Genomic DNA, 17,500 nt, shown 5'->3' on the forward strand with positions numbered 1-17,500 from the left:
GAACAATTTATTTCAGACTCAATTTTGCCAATCTGTTAATGAATAAACACGCCTTCGTCAGGTCATGCTTAATACCGTGATACTTAAATCACAGAAGTTAATAAACCAAGACCGAAATCTCTATTTACTAATTTCTGTAATCCGAACTTCTCTTAAGTTCTGGTGGAGACTAGGAGAGTCGAACTCCTGACCTCCTGCGTGCAAAGCAGGCGCTCTACCAACTAAGCTAAGTCCCCAGCTTACATCATCAGTCATGTATCTTTTATCTATAACTTCAACCAGTCAAAGTCATGGTGGGTCTGACAAGACTTGAACTTGTGACCCCACGCTTATCAAGCGTGTGCTCTAACCAACTGAGCTACAGACCCTCAGATACATCTATGAAGAACAACTTGTTGTGGATTCTTACCAATCGTCAATCTTTCGTTAAGGAGGTGATCCAGCCGCAGGTTCCCCTACGGCTACCTTGTTACGACTTCACCCCAGTCATCGGCCACACCGTGGTAACCGCCCTCTTTGCAGTTAGGCTAGCTACTTCTGGTGCAACAAACTCCCATGGTGTGACGGGCGGTGTGTACAAGGCCCGGGAACGTATTCACCGCGGCATTCTGATCCGCGATTACTAGCGATTCCGACTTCATGGAGTCGAGTTGCAGACTCCAATCCGGACTACGATCGGCTTTTTGAGATTAGCATCCTATCGCTAGGTAGCAACCCTTTGTACCGACCATTGTAGCACGTGTGTAGCCCTGGCCGTAAGGGCCATGATGACTTGACGTCGTCCCCGCCTTCCTCCAGTTTGTCACTGGCAGTATCCTTAAAGTTCCCGACATTACTCGCTGGCAAATAAGGAAAAGGGTTGCGCTCGTTGCGGGACTTAACCCAACATCTCACGACACGAGCTGACGACAGCCATGCAGCACCTGTATGTAAGTTCCCGAAGGCACCAATCCATCTCTGGAAAGTTCTTACTATGTCAAGGCCAGGTAAGGTTCTTCGCGTTGCATCGAATTAAACCACATGCTCCACCGCTTGTGCGGGCCCCCGTCAATTCATTTGAGTTTTAGTCTTGCGACCGTACTCCCCAGGCGGTCTACTTATCGCGTTAGCTGCGCCACTAAAGCCTCAAAGGCCCCAACGGCTAGTAGACATCGTTTACGGCATGGACTACCAGGGTATCTAATCCTGTTTGCTCCCCATGCTTTCGCACCTCAGCGTCAGTGTTAGGCCAGATGGCTGCCTTCGCCATCGGTATTCCTCCAGATCTCTACGCATTTCACCGCTACACCTGGAATTCTACCATCCTCTCCCACACTCTAGCTAACCAGTATCGAATGCAATTCCCAAGTTAAGCTCGGGGATTTCACATTTGACTTAATTAGCCGCCTACGCGCGCTTTACGCCCAGTAAATCCGATTAACGCTTGCACCCTCTGTATTACCGCGGCTGCTGGCACAGAGTTAGCCGGTGCTTATTCTGCGAGTAACGTCCACTATCTCTAGGTATTAACTAAAGTAGCCTCCTCCTCGCTTAAAGTGCTTTACAACCATAAGGCCTTCTTCACACACGCGGCATGGCTGGATCAGGCTTGCGCCCATTGTCCAATATTCCCCACTGCTGCCTCCCGTAGGAGTCTGGGCCGTGTCTCAGTCCCAGTGTGGCGGATCATCCTCTCAGACCCGCTACAGATCGTCGCCTTGGTAGGCCTTTACCCCACCAACTAGCTAATCCGACTTAGGCTCATCTATTAGCGCAAGGTCCGAAGATCCCCTGCTTTCTCCCGTAGGACGTATGCGGTATTAGCATTCCTTTCGAAATGTTGTCCCCCACTAATAGGCAGATTCCTAAGCATTACTCACCCGTCCGCCGCTAAGATCAGTAGCAAGCTACCTCTCTCCGCTCGACTTGCATGTGTTAAGCCTGCCGCCAGCGTTCAATCTGAGCCATGATCAAACTCTTCAGTTAAAATCATTTTGCACCTTATTTAAAGACAAGGTGCCAATTCTGGCTCATCAATTACTGACTTAAATTTCGCTCAAATAAACTTCGAGTAATTTAAACCAATCAATCAATGAAAATTATTTCGATTAATCAATCAGTAAAAATCCACACAAGTTGTTCTTCAATTCTCTTAATGATTTTTCTGCTCTTCGTCAGAGACAGAATTCAACGCAATACTAAGCTTTCATCTCAACCCTGTAAGCTAAGATATTCTCGTGTATCGCGTCGGGATGAGTGCATTATAGGGAAAAAAAACTGGTACGCAAGCACTTTTATAAATATGCACGTTCGACCGGTTCTTTTTCAGCCAAAAAAAATCTCAAAAATAAACAAATATATGATTTATATAGTTAATTTATTTTTGAAGAGTTTTAAACTTTATATCTACTATCTTTATAGCCTGTTTTGGTACGTTTTGATGCATGCCATAGTTTGATGTAGGGACCTGAACAATACGGTCAACCACATCCATTCCTTTAATTACTTTTCCAAAAACTGCGTAACCAGCATTACCCGCAGAACGATTTAAAAAATTATTATCTGCAACGTTTATGAAAAACTGACTAGTAGCTGAGTCAGGATTTGCAGTACGAGCCATAGCCAACGTTCCGCGTGTGTTAGCAATTCCATTTCCAGCTTCATTTTTGATAGGTGCTCGCGTAGTCTTTTCCTGCATATTTGCAGTAAGTCCACCGCCCTGCACCATAAAACCAGGAATTACGCGGTGAAATATCGTATCTTTATAAAAGCCTGACTTTATATAGTCTTTAAAATTCTTCACACTGTTTGGTGCTTTATCATCATAAAGTTGTATTTCAATGTTGCCTAAATTTGTTTGCATTTCAACTAGAGTGTCAGCCCAGACTGAATGACTGCTTATACCCAAACAACATAACATTAATAATTTTTTCATATTTTCCCTACAACAAAATGCCAAACTTAATGAAGGATAAATTTAATCATCTATATAAAAGAATTCTAGTGAGTATTTATTATCTTTTATTTAGTGCTTTATATTTTAGATTTGAGTATTAGTCCACGTTCCACGTGAAACATGGACTAAGCTTTTATTTAACTATTTTTATCCCAGAACTTTCTGAAGTTTTTACTGATCTCGATAGTATATCTTTTTGCCTTTTTCGAAATAGGTGTCAAGTTTATAAAACCGTGGGTTTGATCTGGATATTCTTCATAATGCATTTTGACGCCATTTTGTCTTAGCTTATAGCTATAAATTTTCGCTTCATCATGCAATACGTCATGACCAGCCGTAATCACGAAAGCTGGCGGGTTCTTTTTCAAATTACCATAGGTTGGAGAAATAATCGGATCGTCTAATTCTACATTATGCTGAGTTGCATAATATTGAGTGACATAATTAATATCGCTATCCGTCAAAACTAATCCTTCGTTATAAGCATAAAAAGAAGGATGTCGGCTTTTAAAATCAACTGTAGGGTAAATGAGAAGCTGTGCTTGTGGAGCATAAGGTTTGTTTACTGATCGTTGAGCCACAACCGTACTGATATTGCCGCCTGCACTATCCCCTGCTACAGCAATACGATTTTTTAATATTTTTAGTTGTCTGCGATTTTGATATACCCAAGCTAATGCATCTTCACATGATTGGATTAAATGTTGAGGTGAGACCTCAGGTGCAAGTGGATAATCAATACTGAGTACTTGTACTTTTGCATATTTTGCCAATATACGACAAACCTCATCATGAGTATCTAAACCACCTACAACGAACCCTCCCCCGTGATAGAAAACAATCAGAGGTAATTTTTTATTCGGTGACGGATGATAGTGTCTTGCGAAAACAGTTCCAGTTTGAAGCGGCAAACGAATGTCTTCTACTGAATCAATTTCAGTTGATTTCTGGCGTATAGCCAACATTTGTGTATCAAACTGCCGTCTAGACTCAATAGGATCTGAACCAATGAAACCAATACGTCCCTGTTTAATTTGTACGGCCATCATACATTTAGTAAACGAGTCGAGCTCTGGGTATTGGTAGGCATATCCAAGGATTTTGGCAAGTGATTCTTGAGCTAATCGAGGTAACTTATCAAGAGCTCGAGCAGCAGGCCCTTGGCCCTTATCTAGCAATGTTTGAATTTTTTGATTAAATGCTGTCATGCCTATCTCCATGAATTCCTCTTATCCTTCATATTTTCTACAGAATTCTTTGTTGTTTGACTATATTCGCATACAACTCATGTAATCAAGATACAAAGGTAAAAACCAATCTACGCTAATCTGATTTATAGCAAATGTCATTAACAAATCTGTCGTTTAAAACAGGACTTTTTTGCCAATTATTGTTAACAGACAAAAGGAGATTGTGCTATGTCAGCAAAACTAGTTGTTACTTTATTAGCAACCAGTCTTTTAACTGTAGGTTGTGTTGCTTATACAGATGATCCTTATTACCGCGGTGGTTATGGTTACCATGATCATGATGATGATCGCTATGACCGCAATGATGGACGTCGCTATAGTGACTGGGAAAGAAAACGTTGGGAAGAGCGTAAGAGAATATACGAACAACAACGTAAAGATGCTCGCGAACAGGATAGAAATCGTCGTGAGTGGGAAAAAAGACACCGTGAATGGGAGAAGAAAAGATTAGAAGATCGTGATCACAATCATAGAGATTATCATGATGATGACTAAAATCTATGGGAATATGGAAGCCCCAAAGAAAAAATCTCTTGGGGCTTTTTTGTTGAGAAATCCACATTCTCTTGACTATAGAATAATGAGTAGCAGCTCATTTCATATATAAATCGGCATCTTGAATATATGTACTCTATAATCTTTTAACTGTTCTTATCGCTAAGAATTACTGAGCAGTTGCAGAACCTGAAACAGAACCAGAAGCACCAGCATCAACTTGACCTGGTTGTGCTTGACCAGAAACACCTGCATCTACACCAACACCAGCTTGTACGCCAGATGGGCTAGCGCTAGTTTGAGCTGAACCTGATGCATTTAAGCCAGCTTCAGATGCACAACCAACAGCTGTAAAAGCAACACCAGCAAGCACTACAGAGATAAGACCTAATTTTTTCATAATCACTTTCCTTTCATTACGACAAACATTTAAATGCAAAGTTCATCTTCGCGCTGCCTATAATTCACAATTTTTTTTTCTGGCGTGCGTATCATTGGTTGTCTTTTGTAGTAATAGAAGTACAAATTGTGCAATTTTTTATTAAAACCTCTTCCTTAGCCTCACCTCTACCTTTTATATAGAAGCTACAACTTAAGCTTTTGTTTATTTTTATCAATTTCTAATTTTTATCTTAGCCTTTTACTCTCGTTAAAAATTTTCTCTTCATAGAAACGCTATATAAGGTGCGTAGAATGTTACACAGACTTTTTACTTGAAAATGCCTTATTTCATAAAAAAGCCGAGGATAGACCACGGCTTTTTTAAAAATTTATAGTGTTTCGATTCAAATTATGGCCATTGCATCTCACCTTTTACAACTTTTGCACCTAGTTCTAGGCTATCCACACTCTTCAATGTTGGATATTGTTTCTGCATGAGCTGACTTAGCTCACTCGCATTTTTACTTACTTTGACCGCTTTCTCATAGCTCTTGAGATAGTCGATAGAGAAGTTAACCGCATCCAAACCTTGTGGAGCTCCCTCAACCATATGAGCTGGAACAACTGTTTGAGGTTGGAGTGATTTAATACTTTCTAAAGCTTGAATCACTTCATTGCGATCTTTAACTTTTGGTGTATCTGCCATCCATAAATGAATACCTGAAGATACTGGAATACCGCCTACAACTGCTTTTGAAGAAGGAATCCATAAATAAGTGAGTTCTTTCTTACCTTTAATTTCGATCGACTCATTTTCTAACTTTAAAGTTTTAGCAGTATAAGCTTGAGGCACAATAATTTGACTAGGCGCATTTGCACCCATTTGTGGACCCCAATATTTCACTTTAAGCGCTTGAGTATCTTGGATATGTTTAACAGTTTCTGGCGTTCCGATGATTTGTACATTTGGGAAGTATTGTTTAAATACATCTAAGCCAAAGTAATAGTCCGGATCGCCATAACTTACGAAAATTGTCTTTAATGTTTTACCGCTATCGAGAATATCTGCAGCAATACGTAATGCTTCAGATTTTGAGAATTGCGCATTTACCAACAGAACTTCTTTATCGCCTTCAATTAAAGTAGAAGTCACACCAAAATGTTCGGGTTTAGCCAAGAAACTTTGGATTTTCAAATCTTGCGCAAAAGCTGAGGAAGTTACTGTTAAAGCGGTAGCAGTTGCTAGGACTGAAGCAGTTAATTTAAAAAATTTCATTATGTATTCTCCAAATTCATGAGAAATACTTTAAATTGCAATTCTTGTAAGGTAAATGCACTAAATTAAGATAAACTGTTGCATATATTGTAACAATGATAAAGTATATGGACACATTAAAAGCCATACACGTCTTTGTTTCTATTGCTCAACATGGCAATTTAACCAAAGCCGCCGAACATCTAAATTATTCCCGTGCGATGGTTTCTCGCTATCTTGAGCACCTTGAGCACACCTTCTCAACTCGACTATTTCAAAGAAATACACGAAAAATATCTCTCACTCCAGCAGGGGAAAAAGCCCTACTCTACTGCGAGAATATTTTACAACAACAGCAACTTTTACAAGAGTTAGCCGCACCCGAACAACATAACGGTACGATTCGCTTTACCTGCGGCTTGTTTTTATTTCAATTAGGGGTTGGGGAATGTATTCGCCAATTTAAACAGCAACATCCACATATTCAATTTGATGTATATCTGACTGAAAATACGATGGACTTAATTGATGCTCAGGTCGATTTAGCCTTACGTATAACGCAAAAAGTTGCAGATGGATTAATTGCGAGACCAGTTTGTCAAATCGAGTCTGTATTCTGTGCTCATCCTGATTATTTAAAGCAACACAGTCCCCTCTCCCATCCAAGGCAACTTATTCAACATGAATGTTTAGCTCACCATAGCCAACATCAATTTTGGACACTTTTTGATACTGAACAGCAACCTCAGAACTATCCTTTAAACGTCACCTTTAAAAGTAATGATGTAAATGCTGTTTATGACATGTGTGTACATGCTCAAGGTGTGGCAATGTTACCGACTTTATTAGTTAAAAAAGATTTAAAAGAAAAACGATTAGTTCCTTTATTTAAAAACTTTTCAGCCCCTGAATTAAGTTTGTCGGTGGTATATGCTTCAAGACAACATTTGCCCAAAATAACTCAGGAATTTATTGCTTTTATGATCGAAAATTTAGATTTTTACTTAAAACCGCAAAATTAAAAGTTTTAAATTGCCGTGTACGCTTGAATTTTTAGGCAATGCCCATACTTCATCCCTATTAATGAATTACAGCATATGCATGGCAGTTCAGGTTTTACCCAGTAAATGCTGATGCCAAAAGGACTGTACATGTTTAAAAACCCATTTAAACGGAGATCATCAATGGCTAATGAGCAAAATGAGCAAGCTCAAGACATTCAACACGAGCAAGCAGAGCAATCTAATGAGCAAACTCAGGCTGAAGGTGTAGAGCAAGCAAACGACGTTACCGTTGAATCTTTACAAGCGCAAATCACCAAATTAGAAGAAAGCCTAAAACTTGAAAAAGCACGTACTGCGAATGCAGTTTACGAAGCACAAAAAAGTGTAGAGCGTATTCAACGTGAGTCTGACAAGCATAAAGAGACTGTGCTTGAAAAATTTGCAAAAGAATTACTAGATTCTGTTGATAATTTAGAGCGTGCAATTCAAGCAGCTGGCGATGAAGAAACGCCAGTACTTGAAGGTATTAAACTGACCTTGAAGTCGCTGTTAACCACACTTGAAAAATTTGGTGTTGTAGAAGCTGATACGAAAAATGGCTTCAATGCGGATTTACATCAAGCTGTAGGTATTGACCCAAATGCTAAAGCGAATGAAATCGGTAGCGTTTTACAAAAGGGCTATACGTTAAATGGTCGCTTATTGCGCCCTGCTATGGTTATGGTTGGTCAATAAATAATTTTTTGAGAGTTTTTAGATTTTTTTTCGCTAAAACGCTTGAAAAAAATAGATTCACTCTCATATCGGATAACAAGCAAAAACATTGCAAAAGAATTTTTGAGGAAAACGTCACATGGCAAAAATTATTGGTATTGACTTAGGTACTACCAACTCATGCGTTGCTGTACTTGAAGGCGATAAAGTAAAAGTAATCGAAAACGCTGAAGGCGCACGTACAACTCCATCGATCATTGCTTATAAAGATGGCGAGATCTTAGTAGGTCAAAGTGCTAAGCGTCAGGCAGTAACTAACCCGAAAAATACATTATTCGCTATTAAGCGTTTAATCGGTCGTCGTTATGAAGATCAAGCGGTACAAAAAGATATCGGTCTTGTACCTTATAAAATCATCAAAGCAGACAATGGCGATGCTTGGGTTGAAGTAAACGATAAAAAATTAGCGCCTCAACAGGTTTCTGCTGAAATCTTGAAAAAGATGAAGAAAACTGCAGAAGACTATTTAGGTGAAACAGTTACTGAAGCAGTTATTACTGTTCCTGCTTACTTTAACGATGCTCAACGTCAAGCAACTAAAGATGCGGGTAAAATCGCTGGTTTAGACGTTAAACGTATCATTAACGAACCAACTGCTGCTGCACTTGCGTTCGGTATGGACAAAAAAGAAGGCGATCGTAAAGTTGCAGTTTACGACTTAGGTGGTGGTACTTTTGACGTATCAATCATTGAAATCGCAGACCTTGATGGCGACCAACAAATCGAAGTGTTATCAACAAACGGTGATACTTTCCTTGGTGGTGAAGACTTTGATAACGCCTTAATTGAATTCTTAGTTGAAGAATTTAAGAAAGAACAAAGTGTGAACTTGAAAAATGATCCACTTGCGTTACAACGTTTGAAAGAAGCTGCTGAAAAAGCAAAAATCGAGCTTTCTTCATCAAATGCAACTGAAATCAACCTTCCATACATCACTGCTGATGCAACTGGTCCTAAACACTTAGTGATCAATGTAACACGTGCGAAACTTGAAGGTTTAGTTGCTGATTTAGTTGCTCGCACTATTGAGCCTTGTAAAATCGCACTTAAAGATGCTGGTCTTTCGACTTCAGACATCTCTGACGTGATCTTGGTTGGTGGTCAGTCTCGTATGCCACTTGTACAACAAAAAGTACAAGAATTCTTTGGCAAAGAGCCACGTAAAGACGTGAACCCTGACGAAGCTGTTGCAATCGGTGCTGCGATTCAAGGTGCTGTATTGTCTGGTGACAAAACTGACGTTCTTTTATTAGACGTAACACCATTAACTTTAGGTATTGAAACAATGGGTGGTGTATTAACACCAATCATTGAGAAAAACACGACGATTCCTGCGAAGAAATCACAAGTGTTCTCTACTGCTGCTGACAACCAGCCTGCTGTAGACATTTCAGTTTACCAAGGTGAACGTAAGATGGCTCAACAAAACAAATTGTTGGGTAACTTCCAATTAGGCGATATTCCACCTGCTCCACGTGGTGTGCCACAAATTGAAGTATCTTTCGACATCAATGCTGATGGTATCTTGAAAGTATCTGCTAAAGATAAGAGCACTGGTAAAGAGCAATCGATCCAGATTAAAGCGAACTCAGGTTTGTCTGATGCTGAAATCGAAGCAATGATTAAAGATGCTGAAGCGAATGCTGAAGAAGATCGTAAGTTTGAAGAACTTGCAAAAGCTCGTAACGAAGCTGATGCATTAATTTCAAGCTCGAACAAAGCTGTTAAAGATCTTGGTGATAAAATTACTGAAGATGAAAAAACAGCGGTAAATACAGCAGTTTCTGAACTTGAAGCAGCAACAAAAGAAAATGATGTAGAAGATATCAAAGCGAAAACTGAAGCTTTACAAAACATCTTGATGCCTATCACTCAACGTGCTTATGAACAAGCGCAACAAGCTGGTGGTGCTGAAGGCTTTGATCCAAATGCATTCCAAGGTGGTGATGCGGGTCAACAAAAAGCAGATGATGGTGTTGTAGACGCTGAGTTCACTGAAGTTAAAGATGACAAAAAATAATTTGTTTCTTTAATAAAAAACCGCGCTTAGGCGCGGTTTTTTATTATTTACAAAAAGTAACAATAAGTTTTTTAATAATATTATTCAAAAATTTCTGTCAGAAAGATCAATGATAAAAACTAAATATTTAATTTTAAATAATATTTTTTTGTTAAAAAACCACTGTTATTTACTACATTAATTATTTGATTATTGCCAAGTCTGAGAACATCTTTTTTAATTTTTCGACCAATATCACAAACCTCACCTAATCTATTGAGATTTTTATCGTTTTGACGAATTAAATTAAGTAGCTAACAATAAGATTTATTTATATTTTTTATTTTGCCATGAAAAAATTTCTATGGTGGGGATTGAGCTTATGCTTATGCATGGGCTTACAAACAACACTTTTTGCTCAAAGCAATCTGCCAATTCATTCATCTCATCAGCCTTTAAAATACCGAATTGCTTTTATTGATCCGCGGTTTCAACTTACTAAAGAACAACTAGTTGAGGTAAGTCGGCAAGCTGCTGAAATCTGGCAAAAAGAAACTGGAAAGACCTATTTTATTTATGATTCACAGGCTCAATTGTCAATTAACTTAATCTATGATGATCATCAAATGCTTAAGGATGAACAACAAAACAATTTGGATGCACTTTTGCAAAAGCAGGAAGCTTGGCGCATTAAAAATGAAGAAATTGTTCTAAACAAACAGCAAGTTACTCAACTATCAAGTGATTTAAACAAGAAAAAGGTCAGTCTAAAAGTTGAGTTTGAACAATATCAACAAGATGTAACGCGCTTTAATCAAGGAGAACATCAATACTCTAATGCCAATAATTTAAAAGAATGGCAAAAACAACTAGAGCAAAAATCGGAAGAGTTACAAAATGAATCCAATAGTCTAAATTTTAAAATTCAATCACTTAACTTAAAAATTAAAGAGCTAAATCGAGAGCAAAGTGATTTAAGCGCTTTAAAAACACAATTCAAACTAAAGCAGAAAACGAGTATTCAACCCTTCCATAAAGGTTTATTCAGTCAAAACCAAATTCAGATTTACGGTTATGCTTCTTTAAATGACTTACGCTTGACCCTTGCTCATGAACTTGGGCATGCTTTAGGGCTAAAACATACGACTGATCCTAAATCTTTAATGTATCCCTATTTAAAAGAGCAAGATATTCATAACTTTAAATTGACAGATTCAGATTTAGATTTATTAGGTTCAATTTATAGACCAAATTAAGGAAAAATCGTTAAAGTTAACTGATTAAAAAAAACTAAATAAAACCCAATATATTAAATTTTTCCTAAAAAATAATTTGGCATTTGGTAAAAAATAATGAGACTAAAGTCTCATTTATTTTCCTATTTTGTACGTTTTTTGATTGATTTTTCATTTTATATTCTTATAATACGTTTTTTTTAAAATCTCCCCCCTTCGATTATGCGTTTAACATCTTTGTTATTAGGCGTAGCCTTTGCTTTTTCTAATTTTCAGGCTAATGCTAATCTTGCCACTCCAACTCATACTCAAATTCAGCAAAAAGCAGGTCAACATTTGACTTACAAAATTGCTGATATTGATCCACGTTTTGGTTTAAGCCAAGACCAATTAATTCAAATTAGTCAACAAGCTGCGGACATTTGGAAGCAAGGTACTGGACAGGATTATTTTACTTATGATCCAAATGCAAAGTTAGAAATTCGTTTAGTTTACGATAATAGTCAAAGCCGTTCTGAACAGCGTCAAAAAATTGCAGCTCAGTTCCAACAAGAACAGCAACGTGTAATTGATGAACAGCAACAAATTAAGCAATTGAAGCAAACCCTTGGTCAAACTCAAGCCGACCTTGAAAATAAGAAGCAGATTTTGAATGGAAAATTGAAAAATCTTGACCAACTAATGATGCAACTTAACCAAGGCAAATTAGCACCTGAATACAGCGCTAAATCTTTGGCTAAAACTCAGAAAGATTTGCAAAAACAAACTGTTGCTTTAAAGAAAGAAATTGCTGCATATAATGAGCAAGCTAAAGATTTAAATGTCAAAGTGACTCATTTTAATCAGATTAACAATGAGTTTAATAATTCATTGAACCAATTTAAGCAAAATGCTCAAGCGGATGTCTTTAAAAAAGGTATCTACAACGGCAAACAAATTGTGATTTATGAGTTTAAGTCTATTGATGATTTACGCTTAACAATTGCTCATGAGTTAGGACATGCACTTGGTTTAAAACATAGTGATCAACCAAATGCATTGATGTACTCAGTACGTAAAGATGGTGACAAAAAAATCACTGGACTTACGGATGCTGACCGCGATCTATTGAGTGCTTTACCTCAATAATTAAAAGCTTGATATAAAATGATGTATCTATTTCTATGTAGATACATCGAAATTGATATCAAAGTCATGTTATTGTGGTCATAAGAGCTAACGAAAATAGAATGGAGATCAAGATGAGTTATTATCATATCCTGATTGAAGTAAATGATCATATCAGCACAATTGAACAGACACGAGATATTGAACTGTTTGATATTATTGAAATTAAACCATACCTCCATTCTATTTTAATCCCCTTTTTCAATGAGCATGAAATCGAGCTTGAGGATGAAAATATCGAATATAAAGATATTCTCCATCTTGAAGTAAAACAGACTCTGTTACCGATTGAACATTTAATTGAAGAAGAGCAAAAGCAATTACCAAGTGATACTGATGTCACGATCACTGCGTATGAAATCTTTAATGATCGTGATTTAAGCCAAGATGTTACGTCAGTTATTTTTGATATTTTGGAAGCAGTTAAATTAGAGTAATCATCTTATATAAGTACCTATAAAAAAGGTCTGCATGAGCAGACCTTTTTTATTATTTCTAGTTTATTGCATCATTTTCTGAGCTTGTTCTTGACGGAATGCACGTAAAATTTGCTGCCCTGCCCGTCCTGTTGGATTTAAACCTAAACGAGTCTGCTCCTGACGAATAGCTACGCGGGTTTTATCTCCAATAAGACCGTCAACTGCACCAATATCATAGCCACGCTTAATCAAAAACTGTTGGATTTCACGACGTTCTGCACGTGAAGTTCCCGGATCATCAGTTGGCCAAGACGCAACAAATGGGCCAGCACCTTTTAAACGATCAGATAAATGTGCAATCGCAAGTCCATAGCTTTCCGCAGCGTTATAACTATAGATAGCATCAAAATTCTTAAATACTAAAAATACTGGACCATTTACACCTGCAGGTGCCATTAAACCCGCTGAAGTATTGCCAGATAAAGCCCCTTGAACAAGTGGAGAACCATCAATTCGGGTTACCCCTCGTGCACTCCAGCTACTTAAAGCTTTCTTTGAACGTCGCCCTTCTCCATCAATTGACATACCTTGGGGAACTTTGACTTCAAAACCCCACGGCATTCCTGTTTGCCAACCTGCTTTATTTAAGAAATTAGCTGTTGAAGCCAGCGCATCAGCTGTACTCGACACTAAATCTCGACGACCATCTCCATCAAAATCAACAGCTAATCGTTCATAAGTAGATGGCATAAATTGAGTATGACCAAATGCCCCAGCCCATGAACCTTTCAGTTGGTCTTCGGTTAAATCACCACGTTGTAAAATACGCATAGTGGCAAAAAACTCAGTGCGGAAATAACTTTGTCGACGTCCTTCACAACTTAAAGTCCCGAGTGCTTGTAATAAAGGATATTTTCCAGAAATATCACCAAAATTACTTTCAACACCCCACACTGCTACAATTGTTTCCGGCGGCACACCGTAGGTTTGAGAAGCACGGTTTAAAACATCTCGATGTTGCGCCAGTTTTTGTTTACCAAGCTCAACGCGCTCTTCATCAACTAGACCAGAAAGATAATCCCAAATTGGTGTCGAAAATTCTGGTTGATAGTTTAATTTATCAATAACTGAATAATCTGGGGTCAAGTTTTGGGTATAACGATCATAAGTTGTACCAGATACTCCAGCAGCAATTGCTTGAGAACGTAAATTTGCCAAACAGCTTTGGAAATTATTATTAGGCGTATAATCTTCGCTCGTCACTACTGGAACAATAGCACTGCTAGATATTGTAGAACCATTAATTACGAGCTCTGCTTGAGCCTGAGACATCGCTAAAAATACAGAGCCAACAATACAAGAAAAACGTCGCATATTATCCTAGTTCGATTTTTAAATTTAAATTTGTAAGTACCATACCATTATGAGTCCAAAATTTCAGAGAGAAAACGTAAATTTGAATTCATAATCTCTACTTTAAATTCATTTCCCATGTTTTAAATTCAAATTTTCTACTTTATTTTTGAATTTAAAATTCTCTAGATCCAAATCATTACTTTTGAATTCAAAACCAATACCCAAGTTTAAATTCAAAAGTACCTCTTTAAATTTAAACTACAAACCTCTCTTTATTGTGGATAACTTTATCCACAACAGAGCAAAAAGCACTTCTATTTCTTAATCCTATTCTATATCTCCTTATTATTTATTACAGGCTGTAGCCAATCACCACAAAACCGTATTTTTTAAATTTAAAGATCAGCCAAAATTTTTAAATTCAAAACCTCATACTAATAGACTTCTATTTTTGAATTTAAAAAGGTATACCCAACTCTCTCATTTAAATTTAAAAACACTTTTGTGGATAACTAATTTTAAATTCAAAAACAACCGAGGCTGCCTTTTGTGGTTTTAAATTCAAATTACAGTAGCTTTTTTAAATTCAAAAGTTCCAATTAAAGTTATCCACAACCCTAAAATATGCATGTTCTATTATTTTTTAAATTTAAAAGATAAAAAAAGCGATCCGAAGATCGCTTTTTAGAGAATTAAAAATACTTTTAGAGGGTCATATCTGCTGTTAAAGCGAGTGGTTCTGGCAAAATTTCCGCCAATTGACGGCATAAATTCGTCAATTCATTACTATCCACAGGCATTAAAGTGATATGACCTAATTTGCGGCCAGCACGTTCTGACTTGTTATAAAGATGCAGATGAGCACCATTTAAGGCAAGTACATCCTCAGTTTTAGGATGTTGACCAATAATATTGATCATAACCGTTGGGCGAACAACTTCTGTTGAGCCTAGTGGTAATCCTGCAACAGCTCGAATATGGTTTTCAAACTGAGAACAAACTGCGCCTTCAATTGACCAGTGGCCTGAGTTATGCACACGCGGTGCCATCTCATTTGCACACAAACCTTGTTCTGTTACAAATAGCTCGAGAGTCAACACACCAACATAGTTAAGGTGATTCAACAAACGAGTAATGTAGTCTTGAGCAACGGGTTGCAAAGCTTCACTATTCGGTGCAGGAACAATTGAATGCGATAAAATACCATTATGATGATGGTTTTCAGCCAATGGCCAAGTTTTTACTTCACCATTTTGGCCACGCACCGCAATGATTGAAACTTCGCGAGAGAATTTAACAAAGCTTTCGGCAACTAGACTTTTTGCAGGACCAAGTTCAGCCCAAGCAGTATCAATCTGGTCTTCTGAACGAAGTACAAACTGACCTTTGCCATCATATCCGCCAGTTGCAGTCTTAAGCACGATCGGTAAACCAAGCTCAGCCACAGCCTTTTTCAAGCTTTCTAAGCTATCTACAGCACGATACGGCGCAACAGGAATAGTAAGCTCATCAAACAATGCTTTTTCTGACAAACGATTTTGCGCAGTCGCTAAAGCAACACGGGGAGGATGCAATGTTTTGGTTTGTGTCAAAACATCAACATCTTCAACTGGCGTATTTTCAAACTCAAGACTGAAAACATCAGCACTTTCAATAAACTGCTTTAAACCTTGCTCATCTTGGCTAGAAAAAACCTGGCCTAAAACACCTGCTGGACAATCTGTATTTGCTTCAAAAAAAGTACATTGAATATTTAATGGTAACGCTGCTTGAGCCATCATACGGCCCAGTTGCCCACCACCAAAAATACCGATAGTTTTATCCATCTCAGCCTCTTACACCTGACCCGGAATATTTTTGCTTGCAACTTTATCAGTTTGCGCAGCACGGAAATCAGCAACATTTTTTGCGATTTCAGGACGAGTTAAACCTAAGATTTGTGCAGCCATAATTGCCGCATTCGTTGCACCAGCTGGACCAATCGCTAAAGTACCAACTGCAATACCTGCTGGCATTTGTACAATTGAAAGCAAAGAGTCTACACCATTTAAAATTGATGATTTAACTGGCACACCTAAAACAGGTAAATCAGTTTTTGCGGCACACATTCCAGGTAAATGCGCTGCACCGCCTGCACCGGCAATAATCACTTGAATACCGCGATCACGTGCAGTTTCTGCATATTCAAATAAACGATCTGGAGTACGATGAGCAGATACCACTTCCGCTTCAAATGGGACACCAAGCTGTTTAAGCATATTGGCTGTGTTTTCGAGAGTTGCCCAATCAGATTGAGAACCCATAATAATTCCAACGAGAGGTTGAGCGTCTTGTGCTGCGGCCGCATTCATTGCTAATGTTCCAGAGACAAAAGTAAAAAAAGATAAATCTCGACGAGAGCCAAGTTTTAAATGGTTCGGAAGCCCATTATTATAGACTGATTTTTCATCTCACGAAAATTTAACTGACCAGCTCTGTGAATATTTTTAATTTGATAGAAAAATGTCATGGTTTAACAGTGACACATTCTCAATTTTTATTAATATTAATTAATTAGATATCTGAAAGATAAGCAGGTATTTGAAAAATCAATAGCTTGTATAGAACCAATTATTCAATACAAGCTATCATAGATTATTGGCTTCTAAATACGAAATAAACACAACCAAATAGGCATAACATCGCCCATAAGTAATCGAGTTTAAAGGGTTGCTTAAACAAGAAAATCATAAAAGGTACAAACACGACCAATGTAACCACTTCCTGAGTGATCTTCATTTCACCGAGTAACCAGCCTTGTGCACTTAGCATACGAGTGGCTGGAATCATAAAACTATATTCAAGTAAGGCAATAATCCAACCGAATAGAATCGCTTGCCAAAGTGGAGCATGGTGCAAAAATTTAAGATGCCCATACCATGCAAGTGTCATAAAGCAGTTAGAAATAATTAATAGCGTAAAAGCTAAAACCGTTGGGCTCAAAGGCACATCCTTCATCATCACGATGATTTAAGTATTTTAACGATACAAAACATTATAAAAGATAAAACTGTAATTCAGCTTAAATCTAAAAAATAAAGCTGTAGTTTTATCAGGGCCTCAAACACATAGAACAACAACGATTTTTGACTATCTTTTCGAGTTTAGCCTTGCTATCGTTGCTGGCAAATTTATCAATAATGCACACACAGCAATTCATTTTAATGTTGTGTACAAAAGCAGTGGAGAAG

14 protein-coding genes, 2 tRNA genes, 1 rRNA gene and 1 pseudogene are annotated in these 17,500 nt (G+C 37.8%); 7 read left to right on the forward strand and 11 right to left on the reverse strand.

Annotated elements, in window-relative coordinates:
- Positions 1 to 160 precede the first annotated feature (160 nt).
- The 5 genes from J536_RS18145 to J536_RS18165 form a co-directional block, all read right to left on the reverse strand.
- Positions 161 to 236 (reverse strand) — tRNA-Ala (locus tag J536_RS18145).
- A 55-nt stretch (positions 237 to 291) separates the two neighbouring features.
- A tRNA-Ile gene (locus J536_RS18150) sits at positions 292 to 368 on the reverse strand.
- A 59-nt stretch (positions 369 to 427) separates the two neighbouring features.
- Positions 428 to 1,965 (reverse strand): 16S ribosomal RNA (locus J536_RS18155).
- 391 nt (positions 1,966 to 2,356) lie between these two features.
- Positions 2,357 to 2,914 (reverse strand): peptidylprolyl isomerase, encoded by a 558-nt coding sequence (locus J536_RS18160; protein WP_032063545.1) that lies wholly within the window; start codon positions 2,912 to 2,914, stop codon positions 2,357 to 2,359.
- A 158-nt stretch (positions 2,915 to 3,072) separates the two neighbouring features.
- Positions 3,073 to 4,143 carry an alpha/beta hydrolase gene (locus tag J536_RS18165; protein ID WP_032063548.1) on the reverse strand — a complete coding sequence of 357 codons (1,071 nt, stop codon included), beginning with the start codon at positions 4,141 to 4,143 and terminating at the stop codon, positions 3,073 to 3,075.
- A gap of 210 nt (positions 4,144 to 4,353) precedes the next feature.
- Between J536_RS18165 and J536_RS18170 the strand changes: the two genes are divergently transcribed.
- Positions 4,354 to 4,680, forward strand: coding sequence for a hypothetical protein (locus tag J536_RS18170; protein WP_017399657.1), 327 nt, complete (start codon positions 4,354 to 4,356; stop codon positions 4,678 to 4,680).
- A gap of 169 nt (positions 4,681 to 4,849) precedes the next feature.
- Here the strand turns inward: J536_RS18170 and J536_RS18175 are convergent, their stop codons facing one another.
- Together J536_RS18175 and J536_RS18180 are read right to left on the reverse strand one after the other, a co-directional pair.
- The gene (locus J536_RS18175) at positions 4,850 to 5,080 is read right to left on the reverse strand and encodes a hypothetical protein (RefSeq protein WP_000733015.1); all 231 of its coding nucleotides are present in this window, start codon (positions 5,078 to 5,080) and stop codon (positions 4,850 to 4,852) included.
- A gap of 390 nt (positions 5,081 to 5,470) precedes the next feature.
- Positions 5,471 to 6,337, reverse strand: coding sequence for an MBL fold metallo-hydrolase (locus tag J536_RS18180; RefSeq protein ID WP_032063550.1), 867 nt, complete (start codon positions 6,335 to 6,337; stop codon positions 5,471 to 5,473).
- Positions 6,338 to 6,444: 107 nt separating this feature from the next.
- Between J536_RS18180 and J536_RS18185 the strand changes: the two genes are divergently transcribed.
- The 6 genes and pseudogenes from J536_RS18185 (at position 6,445) to J536_RS18210 (ending at position 12,932) form a co-directional block, all read left to right on the forward strand.
- Complete coding sequence (locus J536_RS18185) at positions 6,445 to 7,338, forward strand: LysR family transcriptional regulator (protein ID WP_005804902.1); 894 nt, start codon at positions 6,445 to 6,447, stop codon at positions 7,336 to 7,338.
- 162 nt (positions 7,339 to 7,500) lie between these two features.
- Positions 7,501 to 8,055 (forward strand): nucleotide exchange factor GrpE, encoded by a 555-nt coding sequence (gene grpE / locus J536_RS18190; protein WP_002115470.1) that lies wholly within the window; start codon positions 7,501 to 7,503, stop codon positions 8,053 to 8,055.
- Positions 8,056 to 8,173: 118 nt separating this feature from the next.
- On the forward strand, positions 8,174 to 10,114 hold the full coding sequence (dnaK, locus tag J536_RS18195; RefSeq protein ID WP_032012826.1) for a molecular chaperone DnaK: 1,941 nt from the start codon (positions 8,174 to 8,176) through the stop codon (positions 10,112 to 10,114).
- A gap of 329 nt (positions 10,115 to 10,443) precedes the next feature.
- Entirely contained in the window at positions 10,444 to 11,349 is a 906-nt protein-coding gene (locus tag J536_RS18200) for a matrixin family metalloprotease (RefSeq protein ID WP_005072548.1), read from the forward strand.
- Positions 11,350 to 11,445: 96 nt separating this feature from the next.
- Positions 11,446 to 12,456, forward strand: a pseudogene (locus J536_RS18205) (M57 family metalloprotease).
- 101 nt (positions 12,457 to 12,557) lie between these two features.
- Positions 12,558 to 12,932 carry a hypothetical protein gene (locus J536_RS18210; protein ID WP_014207668.1) on the forward strand — a complete coding sequence of 125 codons (375 nt, stop codon included), beginning with the start codon at positions 12,558 to 12,560 and terminating at the stop codon, positions 12,930 to 12,932.
- 63 nt (positions 12,933 to 12,995) lie between these two features.
- On the opposite strand, the gene J536_RS18215 is transcribed toward J536_RS18210, so the two are convergent.
- The 4 genes from J536_RS18215 to J536_RS18230 form a co-directional block, all read right to left on the reverse strand.
- On the reverse strand, positions 12,996 to 14,288 hold the full coding sequence (locus J536_RS18215; RefSeq protein ID WP_032012825.1) for a lytic murein transglycosylase: 1,293 nt from the start codon (positions 14,286 to 14,288) through the stop codon (positions 12,996 to 12,998).
- Positions 14,289 to 14,974: 686 nt separating this feature from the next.
- The gene (locus tag J536_RS18220; RefSeq protein WP_002115409.1) at positions 14,975 to 16,096 is read right to left on the reverse strand and encodes a 5-(carboxyamino)imidazole ribonucleotide synthase; all 1,122 of its coding nucleotides are present in this window, start codon (positions 16,094 to 16,096) and stop codon (positions 14,975 to 14,977) included.
- Positions 16,097 to 16,105: 9 nt separating this feature from the next.
- Positions 16,106 to 16,621: a 5-(carboxyamino)imidazole ribonucleotide mutase gene (gene purE / locus J536_RS18225; RefSeq protein ID WP_002115451.1), complete on the reverse strand. Its 516-nt coding sequence runs from the start codon at positions 16,619 to 16,621 to the stop codon at positions 16,106 to 16,108.
- Between the two features lie 283 nt (positions 16,622 to 16,904).
- A complete protein-coding gene (locus J536_RS18230) occupies positions 16,905 to 17,267 on the reverse strand; it encodes a DMT family protein (RefSeq protein WP_075384089.1) in 363 nt (120 codons plus the stop codon).
- Between the last annotated feature and the right edge of the window lie 233 nt (positions 17,268 to 17,500).

Origin of the sequence: Acinetobacter sp. 809848 (assembly GCF_000581275.1) — a bacterium.
Lineage (GTDB): Bacteria > Pseudomonadota > Gammaproteobacteria > Pseudomonadales > Moraxellaceae > Acinetobacter > Acinetobacter pittii.